Here is a 23,734-nt window from a genome sequence, read left to right as displayed (position 1 = left end):
GGATGCCGTACTGCGCATCCCGTCGCCATTTCACGTCACAACGTCAAATCGTCAGAAGCCGATACCCAGAATCAGGTACTCCGGCGACGGCGAGACCAGCGTAGAGCTTTGGTCCGCCACGTCATCGTAGGAGAAGCCATAGGCCTTACGATCGATGCTGTGGTCATGCCAGAACTTCGCGTAGGCGTTGTAAGGCGCCTTCGCATACCAGGCCGACGACGGGGCTGCCCACTGCGTGTCGTCTTCCATGATGTGGCGGTTCAGTGCTGCGGCCACCTGGGCTTCGATCGCCAGCTCCGTCGCATTGCCGGAGGCCAGCGGACCCTTCGCTTCGAGCATGTCCTGCGTGTTCGGATGGTTCACGTAGTACTTGCCGCCCACAAAGGCGCCATTGCCCTGATCGATTTCGGTGAATACAAGCTGATCGCCGACCGTCTGGCCAACAAACTTGCGTGCATTACCCCACATCAACAGCGTCAGCGTGTGCGTACGGTAGTACTCCCACATGCTGTCGATGTAAGCATCGAAGTACTTGCCGTTCGGTTGTCCCGCGTCGAAACCACCCTTGCTCGGTGCGGCGATGCGCAGCGGCGACGGGTTGCTCGGCAGGAACTCCGGCGGCACTTCCTTCTGGTAGGCAGCGAAGATCGAAGCGCGCGACTCGGTGATACCCGAGCGTACGTGCGTCGTACGGTTGCTGCCATACAGGTCTTCCGTCAGCGGGAAGCCGAACTGGTCGACCTGCGTGTTGTTGAACCACATACCGTTGTCGCCGTACGTGAATTCATACCAGTCGAAGAGCACGTCGATGTTGGGGTCAGTCGGGTTGCGCAGGTCGGGACCCGCAAAGCCGAGGTTGCCGGCCGCATCCTGATTGACCTTGATGTACAACGGCGAGCCGAGTGCCACGAACGCGCGAGCGCCGAAGATCTTCGGGAACTTCAACTGCTTCGCCTGTGCCAGCGTGAAGAAGTAGTTACTGAAGTTCTGTCCGTTCTTCGTGAGGTGCCCCGGCGCATCGTTGTCTGCGACCGCCATCGGCACGATCGTGCCGTCGGCCTTCAGATACACGAAACGACCGTTGTTTGCCGGATCATGCGCGATCACCGCCACGTAGATCTGATCGTCCGTGTAAGCGCCCTTCGTGTTGTTGCGAAGTTCGACGCCGACCTGATTCGGATAGATCGGATAGTTCGGGATGGTGCCGCCATCCGGCGGGTTGCCCGGATCGCCCGTCACCGGCGGCGGCGTCACCGTCAGCGTTGCCGCCGAGGAGGTCACCGTCTGACCGGCCGAGTTGCTCACGTCGACCGTAAACGTCGCGCCGTTGTCGGCGGCCGTCGTGGGTTGCGTGTCATACGTCGAAGCATTGGCGCCAGGAATCAGGTCGCCACCACGACGCCAGCGATACGTCACCCCGTCCGGGTTGGCGACCGCGACAGCGAAGTGAGCCGTCTGACCCTGCTGCACCGTGACGCTGGCCGGCTGGCCGGAGATCACGGGCAACGGCGGCGGGGGCGGCGGCGTGCTGCCGTCCGTCGGGCCGTACACTTCAAACTCGAACAGCGAGTAACCGTACGGCGACGCGCGCTTGACGCCCGCCATGCGCACGTAACGCGCCGACGTGGTTGCGAACGAGACGGTCTCGACACCGCCCTGGCCGTTCGGCTGCGAAGCCACACGCGTCCAGTTCTGGTTGTCGTTCGATACCTGAATCTCATACGCCGCGCCGTAAGCATGCTCCCAGCGCAACACCACCTTCGACACCGGCACCGCAGCCCCCAGATCGACGGCGAGCCACGCGTTGTCGTTGAAGTCCGACGACCAGCGCGTAGTCGAAATGCCGTCCACCGCGAAGCGTGCCGGCGTGCCGTCGTTCTCGGCGCCGCTCGCGAAGACCGACTTGCCCTTCGCCAGGTTGCCGTTAGCACCATTGCTATCGGTCGGGGTTTCCGTTGCCGGATTGTTCACCGGAACGGTACCGCCGGCCGGGCCGTACACTTCGAACTCGAACAGCGAGTAGCCGTAAGGCGTCGCACGTTGCTTGCCGGCCATGCGCACGAAGCGCGTGGTGAGCGGCGCGAACGACACCTGCTCCGTGCCCCCCTGTCCGGCGGACTGGCCGCCGACCTTACGCCACGTGTTGCCATCGTCCGAGACCTGGATCTCGTACGCAGCGCCGTAAGCACGCTCCCAACGCAACTGAACTTCCGAGATCTGGGTAGGGGCACCCAGATCGACGGCGATCCATGCGTTGTCGTTGAAGTCCGACGACCAGCGCGAGTCGGCGTTGCCGTCGACCGCGTTGGTCGCAGGCGTGCCCTGCGGGTTTTCGGCACCGCTGGCGGAAACTCGCTTGCCAAGTGCCAGGTTCACAGCGGTAGCGCCGTTGTTGCCGTCGCTACCGTTGCCACCATTACCGCCATTACCACCATTGCCACCGTCACCGGTGCCGCCTTGCGGCGGGACACCGGTGTTGCCATTACCACCACCGACCGGCGCCGGGGTGACCGTCAGCTTCGCCGGCGCGCTGGTGATGTTCGAGTTACCGTCATCGGCCACCACACCGTACTGCGCACCGTCGTCGGCCAGCGTTGCCGCCGGCGTGTCGTACGACGGGTTGGCCGTCACCGCCACTTGCTGGCCGTTACGGAACCACGTGTACGACAGGTTCGACGCACCGATCACCGACACCGAGAAGTGTGCCGACTGGCCCACTTGCACGGTTTGCGGCTGCGGCTGCTGATCGAAACTCAGTTGCGGACCATAGACTTCGAACTCGAACAGCGAGAAGCCGTACTCCGTTGCACGCTTCACACCCTGCATGCGGACATAACGGGCGGAGACCGTCTGGAACGACAGGTTTTCCGTACCGCCACGGCCCGTATTCTGGGTGTAGACCGTCTTCCAGTCACCATCGTTGCCGGTGTCGGAGACCTGAATCAGATACTGCTTGCCATAAGCGCGCTCCCACTTCAGGCGCACCAGATTGACCGCTTGCGACTTACCGAGGTCGATCGTGATGTTGGCCTTGTCGGCGTCCGGGTTGTCCAGGAACAGCGACGACCAGCGCGTGTTGATGTCGCCATCGTTCACGTTGGTGGCAGCACCGAAGTTCGGGTTTTCCACCGGCGTCGACGTCACCGTCTTGTTCAGCGCCAGGTTCGTGTCGTTGGACGGCACGCCATCCACGACATTGAGCGTTGCACCGTCGCTCAGCTTGCTTGCACCGCCGGCGCTGACAAGCACGGTGAATTGCGCACCGTTGTCCTCCAGCTTGACGGCCGGCGTGGTGTAGCTCGCCGACACGGCGCCGTCGATCAGCGCGCCATCGCGGTACCACTGGTACGACAGCGTGCCGTTGCCGGTCGCGCTGACCGTAAACGTTGCCGTCTTGCCAATGGATGCCGACTGGCTCACCGGCGGCGTGACGATCGTCGGCGGCGGCACTTGCGGGTCGTTGCCGCCCGGATTCTGCTGGGGTGCCGTGACCGTGAGCTTGAACTTCTGGCTCGTGACGCTGCCCGCGGCGTTGCTGGCGATGACGTAGAACTGCGTGCCGTCATCTTCCTGCTTGAGCGCCGGCGTGTCGTAGATCGGCTCCGACGACGTGTAGACCAGCGTATCCGAGGTCTCGCCCGCCTTCGCCACGCGATACCACTTGAACGTGAGCGGAACCGAGCCGTTGATACCGAGGCCGAAGTGTGCCGACGTACCGCGCGTTGCGCTCACGTCAGCCGGCTGCACCGTCACCGTCGGCGGCGTCACTTGCGCCGTACCCGCCACGCACAGCACCCAGCCCGGCGCGTTGTCGATCAGACCCTGACGGTCTTCACCGGCCGACGTGATCAGGTAAGCCTGACGCGGGTCGGTGGTGAGGAGCGTCGACGTCCAGGTCGTCCACTTCTCCGGGAAGGCGCACGCGGCGCTGTTGTTGCCGGCGATCGACAATGCTTCGTCGCGCGTCGGCAGGCGCTTGCCTTGTGCTGCACAGTAGTCGGCCGCCGCCAGTTGGGTGAACTGGTGGTTCGGATCCGTCGTCGCGTACTGCTTGCGATTCCAGATCAGCGTGCTGGCCTTGTCCTGCGCCTCGCCCGGGCTGAGCACCGTGTAACGTTCGTTGGTGTAAAGACCGCCGTCGTTACAGTTCGGTACGTTGTAGACCTCGACTTCATACAGCGAGTAACCGTAGGCACTCGCGCGCTTCTGACCGACCATCCGGACATAGCGTGCGGTCACGAGCGGGAACGTGAAATCGTCCACACCACCGCTGAAACCAGCCGGCGATTCGTAGGCCTTCGTGTACTGAACGTTGTCGTTCGACACTTCGATGCGATACGAGCTGGCGTAAGCGGCTTCCCAACGCAGGATCATGCGGTTGATCGGCATCGGCGCGCCGAGGTCGACCGTGATCGATGCATTGTCGCCATCCTTCTGATCCGAACTCCAGCGCGAACTGACGTTGCCGTCGGTCACGTTGCTCGCCGGCATGCCTTGAATATCCTGATAGCTGCTGGCGAACGCGCGCTTGCCCTGCGCCAGGTTCACACCCGGTGCGGCCTGGCTCAGCGTTGCCGGATCGCTCGTCACACTCTTGCCGGACGCGTTCGACACGGTCACCGTGTACTTGCCCAGATCCTTCGGGGCGACGGCGTCGATCGTGAGGGTCGGCGAGTCGCCGCCCACTACGCCCGTCGGGCCGCTCCACAGGTAATGCAGGGGTTTCGAACCGTCTGCCACGACCGTGAAGGCCGCGCTCTGGTTGAGCATCGCCACCGTGTTGGCCGGCGGGGTCGTGATCGTCGGCGCGGTCGCCGCGTTGACCTTGAGGGCCACCGGGGACGACGTCACCTGCGCCAGCGGGTTCTTGACGGACACCTTGAACATCGCGCCGTCGTCGTCCGGACCCAGCACCGGGGTGGTGTAGGTCGCCGACTTGGCACCGTCGATGGCGACGTCGTTACGGAACCACTGGTACTCGATCACCGGCGAGCCGGTCACCGCGACGCTGAACGTGGCCGTCTGGCCGACGAACACCGTCTGAGCGGCGGGCGGCGTATCGATCGTCACCGCGCGTGCCGGGATCACCGACAGCACCGCGTCGTTCGACGTGACGACACCAACACCGTTGCGCACGCGCACGCCGTAGACATGGCCATTGTCGTCAGACGACGCGGCGGCCGTATCGAGGCTGCTGCTCGTCGCACCCGGGATGTCCTGATGGTCGCGCTGCCACTGGAACTGCATGGGCGCGGCACCCGAGACCGTCACATCGAAGTGAGCGGGCTGACCGACGCTGACCTGCTGGCTGGCCGGCTGCACCACGATTTGCGGCGCCGAAGTGGCGGCTTGCACCGGCACGACGACAGCAGGCTGCACGTCGTAACCGACCGCACCGCTGCCCAGCCCCGGCGACGTTGCCGTGACGTTCACATGGCCCGTCTGGAACGTGCTGCGAATCGCGATACGCGTCAGACCGCCTTCGGCGGCGAGTTCGTGATCGCCCGGCGAGTGATAGCTCGCCGGCTTGTCCATCGTCACGATGTGATCCCAGCCGCCGCGATAGTTTGCGACCGCCGTGTTATCGACCGAGAACGTGATGAGGTTCGAAGCGTTCGGCACGACCACGCCCTTCGCATCGACGACCATCGCCGTCACGAACACGGCGTCGGAGCCGTTGGCCGTGACCTGGAACGACTGACCGTTCGGACGAAGGACTTCCGGCACCACCGACAGCACGATGTGATCGGGCGCGCCGGCCGTGAACTGCTCGTCGAGCACCGCCTTGCCGTTGTACGTCACTTGCGCGCCGAAACCGTCCACGCACAGCGCCTGGATGTGGCCGCTGGTGGCGACCACGTCATCCCAGTGCGCCTGCCCCACGAGACCCGTGGTCGTGCCGGCGGAATTGTCGGTCGACGTCGAGAGGTTGTTCGGCTTCTGATCGGCGCCCTGCACCACGTCGTTCACGACGAGACGCACGGCCGGGCAGTTGCTGAACACGTTCACGCGCACCGGACCGCTGCGGTTCCACGTGTTGGCAAGGTGCACCACCGGCTTGATCGAGAACGGCGTCCACGCGGCTTGATACGCGTAGTACAGCAGACGCGGGAAGCGGTTGCCGTCGGTCATCGATTCGCCCAGCGAGCGAACCATCGGACCGGTCGGGTTGAGCTTCGGATCGTAGGTCTTGCCGCTCCAGTAGTAGCTGTCTTCACCCGGCGTATCCGCCAGATACCAGTGAGCGATACCGAAAGCGTTGACCAGAACACCGCTGCGCCAGTCGTTCAGGAACGACGCCACCTGATCCATTTCGAAGTCGTAGTTCTCGCGGAACTCGCCACGACCCCAGTATTCGGCGGACCAGGCCGGCTTGTTCGGGAACTGGTTTTTCACGCCGACTTCACAACCCTGACGCGAGCAGCTCAGGATGTCGCCGTTGAGCGCGTTCGGCGTACGGTCCGCCTGCGCACGCGTGTTGACCGGATCCCACTGACGGCCGATGGCGGCGAGCAGCGGCGCGAACGAGGTGTTCATGATGCCGTTGTTCGCTTCCCAGGCCAGCACGGACGGGTTGTTGCGGTCGCGAACGATCATGTCGCGATGCAGCTCGAGCTTCAGCGCGTACTTGTCGATCTTGTTCTGCGGGCAATCCGCCGTCGGCGCCGAGAGCTGGTAGCACTCGTTGAAGCCGTTTTCGCCGTCGCCGCTCGGCTGCACGACGAAAATCCCCAACGCGTCGGCCGCGCTGAGGAATTCGGGGCTCGACGACGAGTGGCCCGGACGATAGAGATTGCCGCCGGCATCGGCCAGCAAACGCAGATCGCGCCACTGCTGCTCTTCCGGCACGGCCGTGCCGAGACCCGGATAGTCGTAGCGGCCCGAAGCGCCCCACAGGTGGGTCGGATAGCCGTTGATGCTCGGGAAGTTGTTATCCCAGGTGATCAGGCGGATACCCAGCGGGCTTTCCGTCGCATCGACCACGACACCGCCCACGCTGACCATGTGGAACACACGGTACATGTACGGGCGGCCACGCGGCACGTTGTTCGGATACCAGAGCGTCGGGTGGTCGACGACCAGATTCTGGCGAACGAGCGTCGGGTGATAACCCGGGCCGGCGTTCGGCGGCAGGACCACATCGTCCTTCGCCTGCTGCACGACCTTGCCCGACGCGTCGACGATCTGCGTAGTGACCTGTGCGGTCTGCGCAGCGCCCGACTCGTTGAGCACGTTCGTTTCGATCTGGATGTTCGCCGACGCCGCCGTGCCCGAGCCATCGGTGGCCGGGCTGTCGATGCTCACGGTCGAGACGTGTGTCCCCCACGTTTGCATGACAGGGTAGTCGTTCAGCGGGATGTGCACCGGATCGGTGATGTACAGGTAGACCGGGCGGAAAATACCCGTGTCGCCCTGACCGAAGCGGAACGCGCCCGAGAAGTCCGGATCCTGGAACCAGTCGCCGTTGGCGGCCACACGTACCGCGATCACGTTATCGGTCACGCCGTCGGCCGTCACCATGTTGGTGATGTCGATGGCGAACGGCAGGAAGCCGACCACGTGCGTGGCGTCGGGGCTGCGAACGCTGCTGCCCTTGACCGGCGTGCCGTTGACATAGACCTGCGCGGCCATGTGCGCGCCTTCGAACTCGATGATGACCTTGCGGCCAGCGTAGGACTTGTCGAGCTTGAGGTGTTTGCGATACCAGCCGCGCCCGTTGGGCACATCGCCACCGCTCTGCGTGTTCGAGAACATGTTGTTCTCGTTCATCGAGTGCGGAATCCCTACGTTTTTCCAGCCGGAGTCGTCGAACCCCGGTTGCGCATAGGCAGTGGAGTCGTCTGCCTGGAACTTCCAGGGGGTGGCTCCGAGATTGATCTTTACGCGTCCTGACGCCGGTATGGGTATCGGCGCCGCTCCCGCGTTCGTCTGTGGCGTGGCTGTGCCCGCCATCAGGAACATCCACGCGAGCAGAAGCCCGGCGCATGTCCACGCTAATGAGTGTCGATTTCTCATTTCGTCATTGTGGTTCCGAATGAACCCGTGCAACATTCGCTCCCGTCATCCCGAGCAAGCGTGAGATGCGTTCGAAAAACGTCGACGGTTAGATTGAACTCCGAACGAGTTACAGTGGTCTTACCCACTTCGGGCGCAATACTAAGTTGGCTTTGCGCGGCGAAATTTTCACGAGTGTCATTAGTCGTTTTCATTTGAACGACCTCGCGAGACGCCGAGTGCGCAAGCACCAAAACCGTGAAATCCCCGCAGCGCCAGCGCCGACAAGGCAAGTTTGGGTGCAGCGCAACAATCCTCAAATTTGCGCTGTAGGACAAACCACCCACCACCCGGTAAATGCGCGAAGACATTCGGAAGCCTGTCTTCTTCGCGCGCCTCGGCACTGAATTTTTTGCAATTCAATGCTGAGGGATTCACATCTTCCCGCCTCTTCGCAATTCCACGATGATGCTCGCGGCCGCATTGTGTTCGGCCCGGATGCGCTCGTCGATTTTCGGACGCTTTTTTGGTTTGCGTCGTGGACTTCGCCGAACGATCCGCCGTTATATCCACTTCGAGCCCACGCGTCATGAAACTCAGCCCGTCCGCCCGCCGTCGCGCTTCCGCCTTCAGTCAACGTCGCGCTCAGCGAGGTTTCACGCTGCTCGAATTGCTGGTGGTCGTGGTGATCATCGGCCTGCTCGCGGCTTACGTGGGGCCGAAGTATTTTGCGCAATTGCGAAAATCCGAAGTGACGGTGGCCAAAGCGCAAATCGACGCCTTTACCAAGTCGCTCGACGCCTACCGTCTCGACGTGGGCCGGTATCCGACGACGGCCGAAGGCCTGAACGCCCTGATGGTCGCGCCGACATCCGCCGGCCAGGCATGGAACGGTCCGTACCTGCAAAAGGCGATTCCGCTCGACCCGTGGGGCCATCCGTATCAGTACACGTCGCCCGCCACGAAGGGCGAGTACGAAGTCATGTCCTACGGCCGCGACGGCCAGCCCGGCGGCACCGGCGACGACGCCGACATCGTCTCGCAGTAAGCGCGAACACTGTCGCCACACCGACCGACGCATGCATTTCGACGTTCGCACGATCGGCCCGCAGGGGACGATTGAGACGATTCGTATCGAGGCGGACAGCCCCGAGGACGCCCGCCGCCGCGCACAGGACGACGGCCGCTTCGTGAGCGAAGTGCGCGCCGTGCGCATGTCGCCGCTTCGTCTGGGCAGCCGCAAGGGCGGCGCCAGCGCCAGGAAGCTCTCGCTGGTGCTCTTCAGTCAGGAGTTGCTCGCCCTTATCAACGCCGGGCTCGGTGTCGTCGAGTCGCTTCAGGCGTTGCACGAGAAGGAGAGCAACCCCGGTGTTCGCGAATGCCTGCACCGGCTGCTCGAGAGCCTGTCGGCGGGCAAACGCTTTTCCGCCGCGCTCGCCGAGCAACCGCGCATCTTCCCGCCCCTTTACGTCGGCATCGTGCAGGCGGCCGAGGGCACGAGCGACCTGCCACGGTCGCTCGCCCGCTACGTCGACTATCAGCAACGTGTGGACAGCGTACGCAACAAGGTTGTGAGCGCTGCCATTTATCCATGCATTCTCATGTCGGTGGGCGGTGCGGTGAGTTTCTTCCTGATGATGTACGTCGTGCCGCGCTTTGCCGAGGTGTACCAGGGCGCAGGGCGTCAACTGCCGTTCGCCTCGCAACTCATGCTCGACTTCGGGCAACTGGTGAGCGCGCACACCACCCTTTTTCTCGCGGCGCAGGGCGCTATCGTGCTGACACTGATCCTGCTCTGGCGGCGTCTGCAAAGCCGTGGCGGCGTCGTACTGCTGCTCTCGCGCATTCCCGTGCTGCGTGAGCGCGTACGCATTTATGAACTGGCGCGCGTGTATCTCACGCTCGGCATGCTGCTCGAAGGCGGCATCACGATCCTGCGCGCACTCGCCACCGTACAGCCCATGGCGTCCGTCAATCTGCGCGCGGCGCTCGGCGCGGCGTCGGCGAGCGTCGACGCCGGCACGCCGCTGTCCACCGCGTTCGAGACGGCCGGACTGACCACGCCGATTTCGCTGCGCATGCTGCGCGTGGGCGAGCGCACCGGCGAAATGGGTCCGATGCTCACGCAGTCGGCCGCTTTCTACGACGGCGAAATCGATCGCTGGATCGACCGCTTCACGCGCTCGTTCGAACCGGTGCTCATGGCGGCCATCGGTCTGGTTGTCGGCGCCATCGTGATTCTGCTTTACATGCCGATCTTCGATCTGGCGGGAGATCTCTCGTGAGCACGCTCGACCTCAGCCCTGCCGACATGCTCATCGATGCAGCGCAAGTGGCACGCGCCCGCGAAATCCGGCGCGACACCGGGCAGGACTTCATCACGGCGCTGCAATCGCTCACCGGTGGCGATGCGCGCGATGTCGCGCTCGCGCTCGGCACGCAGTTGGGTTTGCCGGTGATGGACCTGAACGACATGCTCGCCGCGAAACCGGCGTTCGACATCGTGCCGCTCTCGCAGTCGTTGCAGCGCCATTGCGCCCTGCTCTCTCGCGTGGACGGGGTGCTCGTAGGCGTCGTCAGCGATCCGTTCGATCTGGACTTGCGGGTCTGGCTGGGCGCGCGCGCCGCCACCCCTGCCCCGTTGCCCTTTGCGCTGGCGTTGACCGACGACCTCCACGCGTATCTCGCCAAGCAGGAGGAGACGGCCAGGGCCATCGATCATGTGGTCTCGGGCGACGCAGACGCCGCGGGCAACGACCGCACGTCGACGCGCCTGTCGTTCGCGAGTGTGGCCGAGGGAGCGAGTCCGGCGGTCAAGCTCGTCAACTCGACGCTTTACGATGCGCTCAAGGCCGGCGCGTCCGACATTCACCTCGAAAGCACGGCCACGGGTCTGGCGATCAAGTATCGTGTGGACGGCGTGCTCGATCACGCGGCGTCCGCACGTGGCACCGATCTCGCTGAGCAGGCGATCTCGCGTCTGAAAGTGCTCGCGGAACTCGATATCGCCGAGCGACGCATTCCGCAGGACGGCAGCTTCCGCGTGGAGGCCGCCGGGCGCGACATCGACCTGCGGGTATCGATCATGCCGAGCATTCACGGCGAAGACGCCGTGATCCGTATTCTCGACAAGCGCGCCATGATCGAAGCGTACGGCGCGCTCACGCTCGAAGCCCTCGGCTTCGACCCCACGTCGCTCGTGAGCCTGCGCGCGCTGGCGCGCGAAGCGTACGGCATGCTGCTCGTGACGGGGCCGACCGGCTCGGGCAAGACCACCACGCTGTACGCCGCGCTTACCGAAATTCACGACGGTCGCGAGAAGATCATCACCATCGAAGATCCGGTCGAGTATCAGCTCCCGGGCATTCTGCAAATCCCCGTCAACGAGAAGAAGGGCCTGACGTTCGCGAAGGGCTTGCGCTCGATCCTGCGTCACGACCCCGACAAGATCATGGTCGGCGAGATCCGCGACCGCGAGACGGCGGAAATCGCCGTGCAATCCGCGCTGACAGGCCACCTGGTGCTCACCACCGTGCACGCGAACAACGTGTTCGACGTGTTCGGCCGCTTCAACCACATGGGGATCGATCCGTACGCGTTCGTCTCCGCGCTCAACGGCATCTGGGCCCAGCGGCTCATGCGCGTGAACTGTCCGCATTGCCGCGAAGACGCCCCGACACCGGACGACGCGGAGTTGGCCAGCGTCGGCCTGACCCGCGCGGACGTCGCCGACTTCCGCTTCATGCGCGGTCGCGGCTGTTCGCAGTGCCGGGGATCGGGTTACAAGGGACGGCGCTCGATTGCCGAGATCCTGATGCTCAACGACGAACTTCGCGAACTGGTCGTGGACAAGCGACCGATCCGCCAGATCAAGGCGGCCGCACACGCGAACGGCACGCGCAGCCTGCGCCACGCCGCGCTGATGCTGGTGCGCGCAGGTGACAGCACGTTGGAAGAAGTCCGGCGGGTGACGACGAATGCTTGATTGGCGCGCGCAATCCTTGCATCTGGGCGTGTCGCGCGATGCGGCGAGTCTGGTGCTGCACGAGCGAAAGACGCAGACATGGCGAGTCCTCGGCGCCACGTCGCTGCGCGACTTCACCGGCGACGCCTACGTGCCGGCCGTGCAAGACGCCGTGCGCGAGCTGCTTGGCGCTCACGCGCTGCGCCGCGCCACGCTCGATATCGTGTTCGACGACCGCCTCGCACGGCTTTGGATGACCACGCCGCCCGCCGGCGCCACGCGTCTGTCCGATATCGAGGGCGCCGCCATGCTGCGCTTCGCCAACCTCTTCGGTCAACCGCCCGAGCCTTGGCAGATCGCGGGGGACTGGCAGGTCGCACGTCCGTTCTGCACGGCGGCATTACCGCGCGCGCTCGTCGATACGCTCATCGTGACCGCGCAGGCGTGCCGCATTCCGGTGACGAGCATCGCGCCGCAGTTCGTGAGCGCATGGAACCGCTGGCAGCGGCAGTGCCGCGCGCCCGGCTGGTTTGCCGTGATGCACGACCACCTGATGCGCATAGGCGTCATAGGCGTCATGGGGGGCATGAATGCCTCAAGCGGCACACGACGGCATCTGCAAGCGATTCACGAGGTGACGATACCGGCGACGCACGACGTCCACTGGCTCGCGCAGGCGCTGAGCCGCACGGCCATGCTCATGGGCGTAGCCCCAACGACGACGCTGCACCTGTGCGGCGCGGTACCGGACGATGGTCGCGTCACGCTCGCCGCCCTGCATCTGAACGCCCTGTCGCCGGTCGCCCCGCGCGACGCGCACGACTGGCAAGCCACCGACATCCTCGCAACGGGAGGGGCGCTGGTATGACAGGCATGACACACATCGCCATCGATTTCGCGCCGCGTAGCTGGCAGCGCACACTACGACAGCTCTCGCCGCGCTGGTACGCCGTGCTGGCGCTCGCCGTCGTGATGGCCGCGGCGGCAGGGGGTCTCGGTTATCGGGTCTACGCACGCGAGCAGGCACGGCAAGCGGCTGCCCAGCGTGTCGCAGAACGTGACGCGGCACACGCCCGCGCCCATCCCCCGACACCCCCGATCGTGGTGCCGGTGACGCAGGCGAACGCCATCAACGCCATCGCCCGCACGCTCAATCTGCCATGGCGCGAACTGCGCGACGCACTCGACGCCTCCGCCATGGCGAACGTCGCGCTGCTCTCGCTCGCGCCCGACGTCAACCGGCATGCCGTGCGAATTACGGCAGAAACGACGTCCTCCGACGAAATGATCATCTACCTGCGGGTGCTGCGCGAGCAGCCCTTCTTTTCCGACGTTCAATTGACGCATCACGAAATCAACGAGCAGGACATCAACCGTCCCATTCGCTTTGTACTGGAGGCCGTATGGACGGTATCGGCCGCTCACTGACGGCGCTCGGCGCGCGTCTGCCCGCCCGCCCGACGGCGCCGCTGCTGCGCGCGCGCGTCGCCCTGGCCCGCATGGGCGCGGCGCGGGCCGGCGTAATCGCACTCTTGCTGTGCGCGCTGATCGCACTCAGCACGTTCGGTTTTTCGCTGTCGCGCGACGAGGCGTCGCCTGTCGCCGAAGCGGTCACGGGCAAGCGCCGCCCGTCAGGCGCATCGCCGACGCCGACGCCTGTCGACGCCGGCCTTCTCGCATTCTTCGAAACGCTCGGCAACCGTCGGCAGAACGACCTGCACATCAAGCTGTTTTTCGATCTGGCAAAGCAGAACGGCCTCACGCTCAAGCAAGGCGAGTACCAGTACGGTTACGACACCGCCGCGCACGTCGCCACGTGCCAGATCGTGCTGCCGCTCAAGGGCAACTACGATGCCATCTGGCATTTCGTCCTTGAAGTGCTGAAGACGCTGCCGTTCGCCGCCTTGCAGGACATCAACTTCAAGCGCGACGCGATCGGCGACGCCGCCGTGAGCGCGCAAGTGCGCTTCACGCTTTATCTCCGGGACGGCCCGGTGCGCGCCCCATGACGCGGCGTCGCCTGCTCTTGTGGGGATCGCTCGCCGCGAGCGTTGCGGCTGCGCTCGTGGATCCTTCGTTTCTGCCGTTTCTCGATGCGTCGTCGTCGGGCGCGCCGGCTGTCTCGGCGGCCTCGCCCGTCACGCATACGCGTGCGCATCCCGCCACGCCGGCGAGCGCCGCCATGGCGGTCGCCCCCATGCGTGGCGACGCGGATGCCGACGCCCTCGCCGCATCCCGGCGCGAATTGCTCGCGCAGGTGCGCGCGTTCGTGTCGGGCAGCGGGCCGAGCGTCGGGGCGTCGTCCATCGTTGCGCCGACACCTCGCGAGAATCTCATCGACGCGGACGGCTCCCCCGCCGCTTCGCAACGCCTGTTCGCCAGCCAGAACTGGGGGCCGCCGCCGCCAGCGCCGTCTTCCGCGCCCGTGCCCGTCGCGCCTCTGCCGCCGACCGCGCCGCCCATGCCGTTCACGTATCTCGGCAAGGCGCAGGCCGCCGGGGCGTGGGAGGTCTATCTGGCGCGCGGCGAAAAGACCTTCATCGTGCATGAGAACTCGGTCGTCGACGACGTGTATCGCGTCGAGTCGATCAAGCCGCCTCGCCTGTCGCTCATCTACATCCCCATGAACCAGCAGCAAGAGTTGGATATCGGAGGCGCGCAGTGAAGTTGCCCGTCGTGTCTCCCCCTTCGTCCCAAGCCGCCCCGTCGGCGCATGCGGCCCGCTCGCGCCGGTCGTTCGCCACGACCCGCGCCACGGTATGGCGTGCCACGGCGGTACTCGCGCTCGTCGCGTTGTCCGGTTGCGCCGCGCAAATGGCACTGCGCGACGGGCGCGATCTGATCGCGCACGATCAGCCCGAAGCCGGGCTCAAGAAGTTGCAGGAAGCGAGTCAGCGCGATCCCGCGAATGGCGAGTACCGCCTGATTTATCTCAACGCGCGCGACAAAATGCTCACGGACTTCATCGCCAGTGGCGAGAAGGAGATGACGGCCGGCAAGTATCAGGCCGCGAGGCCGTGGTTCAAGCGGGTGCTCGATCTCGACCCGAACAACGAGAAGGCGAAGACCGATCTGCGCACGCTCGACGCCCTGCTGCGTCACCAGAACATGATGAAGCAGGCGTCGATTTCGATGGACGAACGACGCTTCGACGCCGCGCGAAAGACACTCGAACAGATTCTTCGCGAGCGCCCCGACAACGACGCCGCGCGCGCCATGCTCGCCGAAGTGGAGTCGCGCGCCGCCCAGCCAGTGCTCAGCGCAGAACTCTCCGACGCCTTCCGTCAGCCGTTGTCGATCGAGTTCCGCGATGCACCGCTGCGACAGGTCTTTCAGGTCATCGCACAGCGCTCGGGGCTGAACTTCGTGTTCGACAAAGACCTGAAGACGGATACCAAGGTCTCGATTTCGCTGCGCAACAGCACCGTGGAACAGGCGCTGTACTTCATGCTCGTGACCAACCAGCTCGAGCAACAGGTGATGGACAACAACACGTTGCTCATCTATCCGAACCTGCCCGCCAAGGTGCGCGAGTACAAGGAAATGGTCGTGCGCACGTTCTTCCTGAACAACGCCGACGCCAAGCTGGTCGCCGCCTCGCTCAAGACGCTCACCAAGTCCACCGATATCGTCGTCGACGAGAAACTCAATGCGGTGATCGTGCGCGACACGCCCGAGGCGATCAAGGTCGCCGAGCAGATCGTCGCGCTCCAGGATCGCGCCGAGCCGGAAGTCGTGCTCGATGTGGAAGTGCTCGAAATCACGCGTACCCGCTTGCAGAACCTCGGCATTCAGTGGCCGGACAAGGTCACGCTCTCACCGCTGGCGTCGGCGGGCAACGGTGCGGCCCTCACGCTGGCCGATTTGCTCTCTCCCACGCGAAACAGCGTGAGCGTGGGCAATCCGTCGGCCACGATCAACCTCAATGCGACCGATGGCGACACGAATATCCTCGCCAATCCGCGCATTCGCGTGCGCAACAAAGAAAAGGCGAAGATTCTGATCGGCGACAAGGTGCCAGTCATTTCGACCACCGTGGGCGCGGGGGTCGGGGCATTCGCCTCGGAATCCGTGAGCTACATCGACGTCGGCCTCACGCTCAACGTCGAGCCGACGGTCTACATGAACGATCAGGTCGGCATTCGCATTGCCATGGAAGTCAGCAGCCTCGGCACGCAGACGGTCACGAAGTCGGGCAGCACGGTGTTCCAGATCGGCACGCGTCAGGCGTCCACCGTTCTCCAGTTGAAAGACGGCGAGAATCAGGTGCTCGCCGGTTTGCTCAACAATCAGGAGCAAACGTCGGGGAACAAGATTCCGGGTCTCGGCGACTTCCCGATTCTCGGCCGTCTGTTCGGCAACACGACCAACAACGACAAGAAGACGGAGATCGTGCTGTCGATCACGCCGCACATCGTGCGCAATGTGGCGCGCCCGGCGGAAAGCGCGACCGAGTTCCTGTCCGGCACGCAAGGCAACTTCCGTCGCCGCCCCGCACCGGCGCTGCCGGACGCCACGCCGCGCCCGCAGACCTCGACCGTCGTGCCGGGAGTGGTGATGACCACGTCGGGCGCCGGCGGCGCCGCCGTGTCGGCCAACGGGCTCTCGCTGTACGAAGCGTCGCATGGCGCACCGGCCGCCGCCGCGCCGACCACGCCCGCGCCGGCCGCGCCGGTAGCCCCGCTACCGCCGCCCGCCGCCGTCCCGCAGGCCGGTGGCGCCGTGCCCCCACCGCCGGGCAACCCGGTGCCTGCGCCGGCGCCGACGCCCACCACAGTGCTCGGTCCGACCAGCGATCCGGTGCCGCTCTCCTCGCAACAACCGGTGCCCGTCGGTGGCGCACCGGCACCGCGCTGATGCGAATGCGCCGGGCACCGCTTCGCTCGCGCCACGCTGCACGCCCCCCCTGCGGCGGGCGTGAGCGTGGCTTCACGCTGATCGAATTGCTCGTCACGCTGGCCATCATGGCGATGCTGGCAGCACTGGCGGTCCCCGTCTCGCAATTGGCCGTGCAGCGTCGGCAGGAGCAGGAACTGGCGCGTGATCTGCGCGAAATCCGTCAGGCGATCGACGCCTACAAGCGCGCCTGGGACACCGGTCACATGGAAAAGAAGGCGACGGAGACCGGCTATCCCCCTTCGCTCGAAATTCTGGTGCAGGGCGTGCCCGACATGCGCGACCCGAAGCGCAAACGCCAGTACTTTTTGCGACGCATTCCGCGCGACCCGTTCAACAACGACGATTCGCTCACGAACTCGCAGACGTGGGGCAAGCGAAGCTACGCGAGCCCGCCCGACACGCCCGCCGAAGGCGACGACATTTACGACGTCTACACGCTGTCGCAGGGCGTCAGCCTGAACGGCGTTCCTTATCGCCTCTGGTGACGCTCACGCCCGGTGGACCCTGTGCACACCCTGTGGACTTCGACATGAACCGCTCTCCCAAACCCCGTTCGCACCGATCCCGTCGCGGGTATCGCGGCTTCACGCTGATCGAGCTGCTGGTGGTGCTGGGCATCATCGCCACGCTCGCGACCTTAATGATTCCGAACTACGTGCCGGCCATCAACAAGGCGAAGAACACCGTGCTGGCCGAGAATCTGCGCACGCTGCGCAAGGTCATCGACCAGTACTACGACGACACCGGCCACTACCCGGTGAACCTCAACGAACTGGTCGAACGCAAGTATCTGCGGGCGATCCCGGTCGACCCCGTGACCGGCAGCGACTCGACGTGGATCACCATGACGCTCGCCGAGAACGCCGCGCAGGACCCGAGTGCGCAGATTCTCGCTACGACGCGCGCCGCGCAGGAGTCGGCGCGTTTCGGCGCCTCCACGCCGACACCGCCGCCGGGGGCGATTCCTGTCGTCGAGGACAAGGGGGTGTGCTGCGTGAAGAGCGGCGCGACGGGCACGGATCCGGCGGGCAAGGCGTATGCGGACTATTGAGCGGCGCGTGCGCCGCCGGCGCTCGTCACGTCAGGCGCAAGGCGGGTTCACTTATGTGGGGCTGCTGATTCTGGTCGCCGTGCTGGGACTGGTCGCGGCGCTCACCATCAAAGTCGGTGCGCTGTGGCAACGGGCGTCGCGCGAAGCGCAGTTGCTAGAAATCGGCGCCCAGTTCAGCGACGCACTGCGGGCTTATGCAGACGCCACGCCGGCCGGGCAGTTGCCGCAACCGCCGAATCTGGCTGCGCTGCTGCTCGACCCGCGCTTTCCGACACCGCATCGCTATTTGCGCAAGATCTTCGCAGACCCGATCACCGGCAGCACGGACTGGGGCATAACCTACGTGACGACCAACAAGGGCGTGCTGGAGGTGTACAGCCGCTCGTCGGCCGCCCCGTTGAAGACGGGACACTTCGACGAGCAGTTCGGCACGTTCGGCGGCAAGACGCACTATTACGACTGGCGCTTCTCCGCAGCGACGGCCACGCCGGTCATACTGCCGTCCACGCCGACACCGGGCGCCGGCCCCGGCACGCCCGTCGACGACTCGATAAACAATCCTCTGGGCAATGCCTTCGGGGGACCGCAGGGCCTGTCGAACTCGCCGAACGCCAACGTCGGTAACACCAACCTTGGCGGCAACAACTTCGGCGGCAGCATCAACAGCCCGCAGAGCGATTTGTCTGGTAACTCGTCCGGTAACGCGTCGGGAGGCTCGCCACCGCCAGCGTCGCCATTCTCCTCGCTGCCTACGTCTCAACCCAACCCACCCTTCTGACGATTCATGCGCCCGAGCCATTCCGTCGACATCGATCAGCCCGCCCGCCGGTTCGTCCTGCGCCGTTCCTGCTCGCGCGCACTCGCATTCGCAGGCATCGCACTCGCGGCCCTCGCTACGAGTCAGCCGTCGTTCGCCGACTGTTTCGACGACGCCGCGACCTATCATCATGTGAACGCGGACGTGCTGCGCGCCATCGCGTGGGAAGAATCGAACAACCGGCCCGACGCCCGTCGCACGAACACGAACGGCTCGGTCGACTACGGTCTCATGCAGATCAACTCGGTGCATCTGGGAACGCTGGCGCGCTTCGGCATCGGCACCGACGACCTCATGGTGCCGTGCAAGAGCGTGTACATCGCAGCATGGCATCTGCAACGTCAGATGGCGAAGTACGGCAACACGTGGGCCGCCATCGGCGCGTACCATTCGGCCACCCCGGCGCTGCGTGACGCTTACGCCGCACGCATCGCGGCCAAGCTCAACGCGATCAGGGACGCACGCGAGAACCGGCGTTAAGCGCGTCGCGCCGGGCGACGCATCGACGCGGTTCCCTTCCCGCCCGGCCGATCGAGGCCAAACCGCGCTCGGACAGTCTGCCCGCTCCCCTGCGACGCATCGAGATTTTTCCCGTCGCATGGAATAAGCTGTCTTCAAAGGGTGTTGACCCGGATATGACCCCGATCCTCATGCCGTCTCGCCCGCTCCCGGCCCCGTCCCAGCCCCAAACTCGGCCCCCGACTCGGCCCCAAACTCGGCCCTTCTGACAGCATGGATATCCGCGACCAGCTGTACGATCACGTGCCGCGCCTGCGGCGGTATGCGCGCGCGCTCACCGGCAACGCCGAGTTGGCCGACGACCTCGTGCAGGACACGCTGGAGCGCGCGCTGAGCCGTTACACCATGTTCGAAGCCGGCACGGACGCCCGCGCATGGCTCTTCACCATCATGCACAACCTGTTTCTCAATCAGCAACGGCGCGCCCCCGCGCAGGCCGCGCACATCTCACTGGACGACACCGACGTCGCCGAGCGCGAAGTCGCCGTGCCGGCCGACCCGGCGCGCCGACTCGAAATCCGCGATCTGGACGAGGCGCTGCGGCACTTGCCGGCCGAGCAGCGCGCCATCGTGCTGCTCGTCGGGCTGGAAGACATGAGTTACGCGGATGTCGCCGCATCGCTGCAGGTCCCGATCGGCACCGTCATGTCGAGGCTCTCGCGCGGCAGACAACGACTGCGCGATCTGATGTCCGGCATCGCGCCATCCGGCCATGCCGGTCAACCTGCCAAGCTGAAGGTGGTGCGATGAACGAACCGAACCGCCCGGTCGACGACGGCGAATTGCACGCGTACGTCGACGGAGAATTGCCGCCGCAACGCCGCGCCGAGCTGGACAGGGCGCTCGCCGATGATCCCGCACTTGCAGCGGCCGTGAGCGAGATCGTCGCCCTCAAGCGTGCGCTGCATGCCCGGTACGACGACGTGCTCGACGAGCCGGTGCCATCCCGCCTGCAACGCCCACCGCAGCCGTACGCACCGCCCCCTCGGTCGGTGCGAGCCCGTCGCGCCAGCGCCGCCAACTGGCCACGCTTCGCGGGACTGGCCGCCGCGCTGGTCGTCGGCATCGGTATCGGCGTGCAGGGCAACCGGATGTGGTCGGCACCCGCCTCCCCCGCCGCCGCGTCGCTGGCGATGACCGACGGGCCGACGAAGCCCCTTGCTGTTGCCGACAGCGCCGTGCGCTTCGCCCGGCGGGCGGCCATCGCACACGTCGTCTACATGCCGGAGATCCAGCGTCCGTCGGGCACGGACGGGCAAACCGAAGCCCGCTTCTCGCAATGGATCGCGAGCCGGCTGGAAACCCCCGCGCACGCCCCCGACCTCAGCGCACGCGGCTTCCGGCTAAGCGGCGGACGCGCGCTGCCCGGCAGCGACGAACGCGTGATCCAATACATGTATCGCAACGATGCCGGCGAGCGCATCACGGTCTGCATCTCGCCAGCCGGCATCGACGGCCAGCCCGCGGCGTTCCGCTTTTACGAGGACGGGCCGGTCAAGGTCTTCTACTGGGTCGACGGGACGTTCGGCTACGCGATTTCGGGCGGCATCGATCGGCAGGTGTTGCTGGGACTGTCGCAGGAGATTGACGCGCAGTTGGCAGCGCGTGGGCAAACAGCGAAACGGCGCGGGTAAACGTTCAATCAACGCGTTCAGTCAACGCGTTCAGTCTACGTTCGGTCAACCTTCGGCCAGCGTTCGTTTCTCCCAGCGCCGGCGAAGGCGTCAAGCGCGCCGAATGGTGCGTTTCTGTCGACGATCAGGAGCGGCGATTTCATTCGCACCGAGGCCATCACGCATCACACCGGCGACGCCCCCGATCTGACGATGGACGACGACGTGTCACAAAAAAAACGCAAAATCGGCAAACCGCTGGTCGATACCTTGGCGTCCAAGGAGCCGCATATGAAACCCGAGACCCGTCTTCGCTACGCCCAACGCATGGAGCCCGTGCTGCGCTGGCTGGCCAGCCATCCGGACAGCACCCCGGACCTGTACTACCTCGCCGAACTGGCCTGCCTGTCGCCGTACCACTTTCACCGTGTCTACCGCGCGTTGCTCGGCGAGACGGTGAACGGCACGATGCAGCGCATTCGCATGCACCGTGCGGCCATCGCGCTGGCGGACTCGGAGGATTCGATGCGTGTTGTCGCGTCGCGCGCCGGCTATACGTCGGAGGCCGCATTCAACCGGGCCTTCGGTGCGTTCTTCGGCATGCCGCCGGGACGCTATCGGGACACCCGCTCCGCCCCCCTCGATCCTCAGGAGCCCAGCATGTACCCAATCTCAGTCGAATCGTTTCCTGCCACCACGCTCGCCGTACTCCGGCACAGCGGCGATTATCAGGCCATCGGCGCGGTCTTCGCGCGCGTTTTCATGCTTGCCGCCGCGCACGGACTGGCGCAGCCGAACAGCACCGGCTTCGGCATCTATTTCGACGACCCGGAGCAAGTCCCCGTCGCGCAATTGCGCTCGCTCGCGGGCGTGCCGGTCGCCAGCAACGCCGTCATCGGCGGCTATCTGGATCGCTTCGAGATTCCGGCCGGACGTTGTGCCGTGCTGACCTACACGGGCCCCTACAACGAGATGACCAGGCCGTATCAGTGGCTGTTCTCGGAATGGTTGCCTAACAGCGGACTCGAACCCGCCGACTTCCCGATGTTCGAGCAGTACCTCAACGCCCCGCGCTCGACCCCGGCGTCGCAGCTTCAGACGAAGATCTGTCTGCCGGTGAAGTGATGGCCAGCAGGGCCTGCGCCTGCGAGTGCAGGTCTTGCCCGACCGGATGGAACGCGAAGGGCATGGCCTTCGCCAGCCCTTGCAACAGCTTGCGCGAACTGCGCGTGTATGCCGGGTCGTAGTGGCGCGTGATCAGCGCTTCCGAGAGTTCGCGCTGCCGCCCGCTGTCGAGCAATGCCAGCCATTGATCGACGACCGCCCTGCCATGCAACGGCACGAGCCGCAGCAATTGCGTGCGGAAATAGTCCGGTTGTGCGAGCAGATGACCGTACTCCTGCATCAGCAACTCGACGCGCTCGCCGATGGGGACCTCGACCTCGATGCAGCGCGTCGTACCGCGAATCGAAGCCATCAGCGATTCCGGCAGCGTAACGAGGCCGATGCGACGACTCTCCGCTTCGACGAACACGGGACGCGTCGGATCGAACGCCCGCAGTGCCCCGATCAGCCGCGTATCGAACGATTTCTGCGACGGCTGCGGCGCGTCCGGCATCGCCCCGAGCAGCGAGCCGCGATGCACCGCGAGACCTTCGAGGTCGAGCGTCTGGGCGCCGACCTCGGCGAGCGCATGCAGCAGACGCGTCTTGCCGCTGCCGGTATGCCCGGCGAGCACGATGTAATCGAGCGTCGGCGGCAACGTTTCGAGCGAGGCCACGACATCGCTGCGATACGTCTTGTAACCGCCCTCCAGTTGACGCGCACGCCAGCCGATCATGTTCATCATCAGCGTCATGGAGGCAGAACGCATGCCCCCGCGCCAGCAATATACGAGCGGACGCCAGTTGCGCGGCCGGTCTGCGAACAGCGTGTCGAGGTGATGCGCGATGTTGCGCGCGACCATGGCGGCGCCTTCACGCGAGGCGTCGAACGGCGACACCTGTTTGTACATCGTGCCGACGATCACGCGTTCTTCGTTGCTGAGCACCGGTGCATTGATCGCGCCGGGAATGTGATCGTCTGCGAATTCGAGCGGCGTTCGCACGTCGATAATCTCGTCGAAGTCGCCAACGCTGGCGAGCGGTACGCGTAGATGGTTCATCGCATCCCCACTGCCGGGGCTTCGCCCGACTGCGCGCACTGGCTGCCGTATGGCGTGCGGGACGCGAGCCGGCTGCGCGCGCCATCGCCGGGATCGGCACGGACATCGGCACCGACATCGGCACCGACATCGGCACCGACAGCGGCTCGGACTTTGGCCGCCCGATCGATGATGCGCGTCGCCGCCTCGGCGTCGCCCGCACCGCCGAGGGCCTGCGCGTATTCGTCCAGCAATTCGGCGTAGGCGAACGGCGCCTTGCGTGCGGCCTCCAGACGGTCGAGCGTGCCGAGCGCACGACCGAAATACTTGGCCGAGACGTCGAACCGGCGCTGCACGAGCGCCAGCCGGGCCAGTTCGACGAGCGCCGGATAGCGGTAGCGCGCCGTGAGAATGTCGAGATCGTAAGCCTGATTCAACTCGCGTTCGGCTTCGGTGTAATAGCAGGTCACGCCCAGCGCCCGTCCGTAGTCGAAATGCACCGCCGCGCGTTGCGACGCCGGCCAGCCCGACTGGTCGGCCACCAGCACCGCCTGCCCAAAGGCCCGTCGGGCGGCGTTCCAGTCGCCGCGCCCTTCGGCAGCGCCGCCTTGCGCCACATAGTCAGGGCCTGCCGGCTTGGGCACGGGGGTCGTGCACCCCGCAGCGCCCAGTACCGCACCGAGCGCACACACCATTGCCAACCACGTCGAAGATCGAATCATCGGGGAGAAGA

General features: G+C 65.4%; 19 protein-coding genes. 15 read left to right on the top strand and 4 right to left on the bottom strand.

Annotated features, from left to right (window positions below; all coding sequences use genetic code 11):
• Positions 1-51: 51 nt before the first annotated feature.
• Both PAN31108_RS16570 and PAN31108_RS16565 read right to left on the bottom strand, forming a co-directional pair.
• Positions 52-8,016 carry a galactose-binding domain-containing protein gene (locus PAN31108_RS16570; protein WP_174995024.1) on the bottom strand — a complete coding sequence of 2,655 codons (7,965 nt, stop codon included), beginning with the start codon at positions 8,014-8,016 and terminating at the stop codon, positions 52-54.
• A gap of 180 nt (positions 8,017-8,196) precedes the next feature.
• On the bottom strand, positions 8,197-8,586 hold the full coding sequence (locus PAN31108_RS16565) for a hypothetical protein (RefSeq protein WP_150669917.1): 390 nt from the start codon (positions 8,584-8,586) through the stop codon (positions 8,197-8,199).
• On the opposite strand from PAN31108_RS16565, the gene gspG reads away from it, so the two are divergent.
• From gspG to PAN31108_RS16490, 15 genes are all read left to right on the top strand, one after another.
• Positions 8,585-9,043, top strand: a complete 459-nt coding sequence (gene gspG, locus PAN31108_RS16560; RefSeq protein WP_150669916.1) for a type II secretion system major pseudopilin GspG — start codon at positions 8,585-8,587, stop codon at positions 9,041-9,043. The two genes, PAN31108_RS16565 and gspG, sit on opposite strands and share 2 nt — an antisense overlap.
• A gap of 31 nt (positions 9,044-9,074) precedes the next feature.
• Positions 9,075-10,280: a type II secretion system F family protein gene (locus tag PAN31108_RS16555; protein WP_150669915.1), complete on the top strand. Its 1,206-nt coding sequence runs from the start codon at positions 9,075-9,077 to the stop codon at positions 10,278-10,280.
• 26 nt (positions 10,281-10,306) lie between these two features.
• On the top strand, positions 10,307-11,980 hold the full coding sequence (locus PAN31108_RS16550) for a GspE/PulE family protein (RefSeq protein WP_150670005.1): 1,674 nt from the start codon (positions 10,307-10,309) through the stop codon (positions 11,978-11,980).
• Positions 11,973-12,827 (top strand): hypothetical protein, encoded by an 855-nt coding sequence (locus PAN31108_RS16545; RefSeq protein WP_150669914.1) that lies wholly within the window; start codon positions 11,973-11,975, stop codon positions 12,825-12,827. Before PAN31108_RS16550 ends, PAN31108_RS16545 begins: the two co-directional genes overlap by 8 nt.
• Positions 12,824-13,387 carry a PilN domain-containing protein gene (locus tag PAN31108_RS16540; RefSeq protein WP_150669913.1) on the top strand — a complete coding sequence of 188 codons (564 nt, stop codon included), beginning with the start codon at positions 12,824-12,826 and terminating at the stop codon, positions 13,385-13,387. The genes PAN31108_RS16545 and PAN31108_RS16540 overlap by 4 nt, the downstream gene beginning before the upstream one ends.
• The gene (locus PAN31108_RS16535; RefSeq protein WP_150669912.1) at positions 13,363-13,968 is read left to right on the top strand and encodes a hypothetical protein; all 606 of its coding nucleotides are present in this window, start codon (positions 13,363-13,365) and stop codon (positions 13,966-13,968) included. The genes PAN31108_RS16540 and PAN31108_RS16535 overlap by 25 nt, the downstream gene beginning before the upstream one ends.
• Positions 13,965-14,624: a hypothetical protein gene (locus tag PAN31108_RS16530; RefSeq protein ID WP_150669911.1), complete on the top strand. Its 660-nt coding sequence runs from the start codon at positions 13,965-13,967 to the stop codon at positions 14,622-14,624. Before PAN31108_RS16535 ends, PAN31108_RS16530 begins: the two co-directional genes overlap by 4 nt.
• Positions 14,621-16,816, top strand: a complete 2,196-nt coding sequence (locus PAN31108_RS16525) for a secretin GspD/PilQ domain-containing protein (RefSeq protein WP_150669910.1) — start codon at positions 14,621-14,623, stop codon at positions 16,814-16,816. Before PAN31108_RS16530 ends, PAN31108_RS16525 begins: the two co-directional genes overlap by 4 nt.
• On the top strand, positions 16,816-17,343 hold the full coding sequence (locus tag PAN31108_RS16520) for a type II secretion system protein (RefSeq protein ID WP_370819670.1): 528 nt from the start codon (positions 16,816-16,818) through the stop codon (positions 17,341-17,343). Before PAN31108_RS16525 ends, PAN31108_RS16520 begins: the two co-directional genes overlap by 1 nt.
• Positions 17,344-17,387: 44 nt before the next feature.
• Complete coding sequence (locus PAN31108_RS27100) at positions 17,388-17,909, top strand: type II secretion system protein (RefSeq protein WP_150669909.1); 522 nt, start codon at positions 17,388-17,390, stop codon at positions 17,907-17,909.
• Positions 17,896-18,687, top strand: a complete 792-nt coding sequence (locus PAN31108_RS16510) for a type II secretion system protein (protein ID WP_150669908.1) — start codon at positions 17,896-17,898, stop codon at positions 18,685-18,687. The genes PAN31108_RS27100 and PAN31108_RS16510 overlap by 14 nt, the downstream gene beginning before the upstream one ends.
• Positions 18,688-18,693: 6 nt before the next feature.
• Positions 18,694-19,206, top strand: a complete 513-nt coding sequence (locus PAN31108_RS16505; RefSeq protein WP_150669907.1) for a lytic transglycosylase domain-containing protein — start codon at positions 18,694-18,696, stop codon at positions 19,204-19,206.
• Positions 19,207-19,458: 252 nt separating this feature from the next.
• A complete protein-coding gene (locus tag PAN31108_RS16500; RefSeq protein WP_150669906.1) occupies positions 19,459-19,995 on the top strand; it encodes an RNA polymerase sigma factor in 537 nt (178 codons plus the stop codon).
• Positions 19,992-20,879, top strand: a complete 888-nt coding sequence (locus PAN31108_RS16495; protein WP_150669905.1) for an anti-sigma factor family protein — start codon at positions 19,992-19,994, stop codon at positions 20,877-20,879. The genes PAN31108_RS16500 and PAN31108_RS16495 overlap by 4 nt, the downstream gene beginning before the upstream one ends.
• A 270-nt stretch (positions 20,880-21,149) precedes the next feature.
• Entirely contained in the window at positions 21,150-21,983 is an 834-nt protein-coding gene (locus PAN31108_RS16490; RefSeq protein ID WP_150669904.1) for an AraC family transcriptional regulator, read from the top strand.
• Here PAN31108_RS16490 and mnmH read toward each other — a convergent pair.
• Together mnmH and PAN31108_RS16480 are read right to left on the bottom strand one after the other, a co-directional pair.
• The gene (gene mnmH, locus PAN31108_RS16485) at positions 21,919-23,022 is read right to left on the bottom strand and encodes a tRNA 2-selenouridine(34) synthase MnmH (protein WP_150669903.1); all 1,104 of its coding nucleotides are present in this window, start codon (positions 23,020-23,022) and stop codon (positions 21,919-21,921) included. The genes PAN31108_RS16490 and mnmH overlap by 65 nt on opposite strands.
• Positions 23,019-23,723 carry a tetratricopeptide repeat protein gene (locus PAN31108_RS16480; RefSeq protein WP_150669902.1) on the bottom strand — a complete coding sequence of 235 codons (705 nt, stop codon included), beginning with the start codon at positions 23,721-23,723 and terminating at the stop codon, positions 23,019-23,021. The genes mnmH and PAN31108_RS16480 overlap by 4 nt, the downstream gene beginning before the upstream one ends.
• Positions 23,724-23,734: the final 11 nt, after the last annotated feature.

The sequence above is a fragment of the Pandoraea anhela genome (assembly GCF_902459655.1).
Taxonomy (GTDB): domain Bacteria; phylum Pseudomonadota; class Gammaproteobacteria; order Burkholderiales; family Burkholderiaceae; genus Pandoraea; species Pandoraea anhela.
The sequence above is the reverse complement of the archived record's forward strand: the minus strand, read 5'-3'. Positions and strand labels throughout refer to the sequence as shown.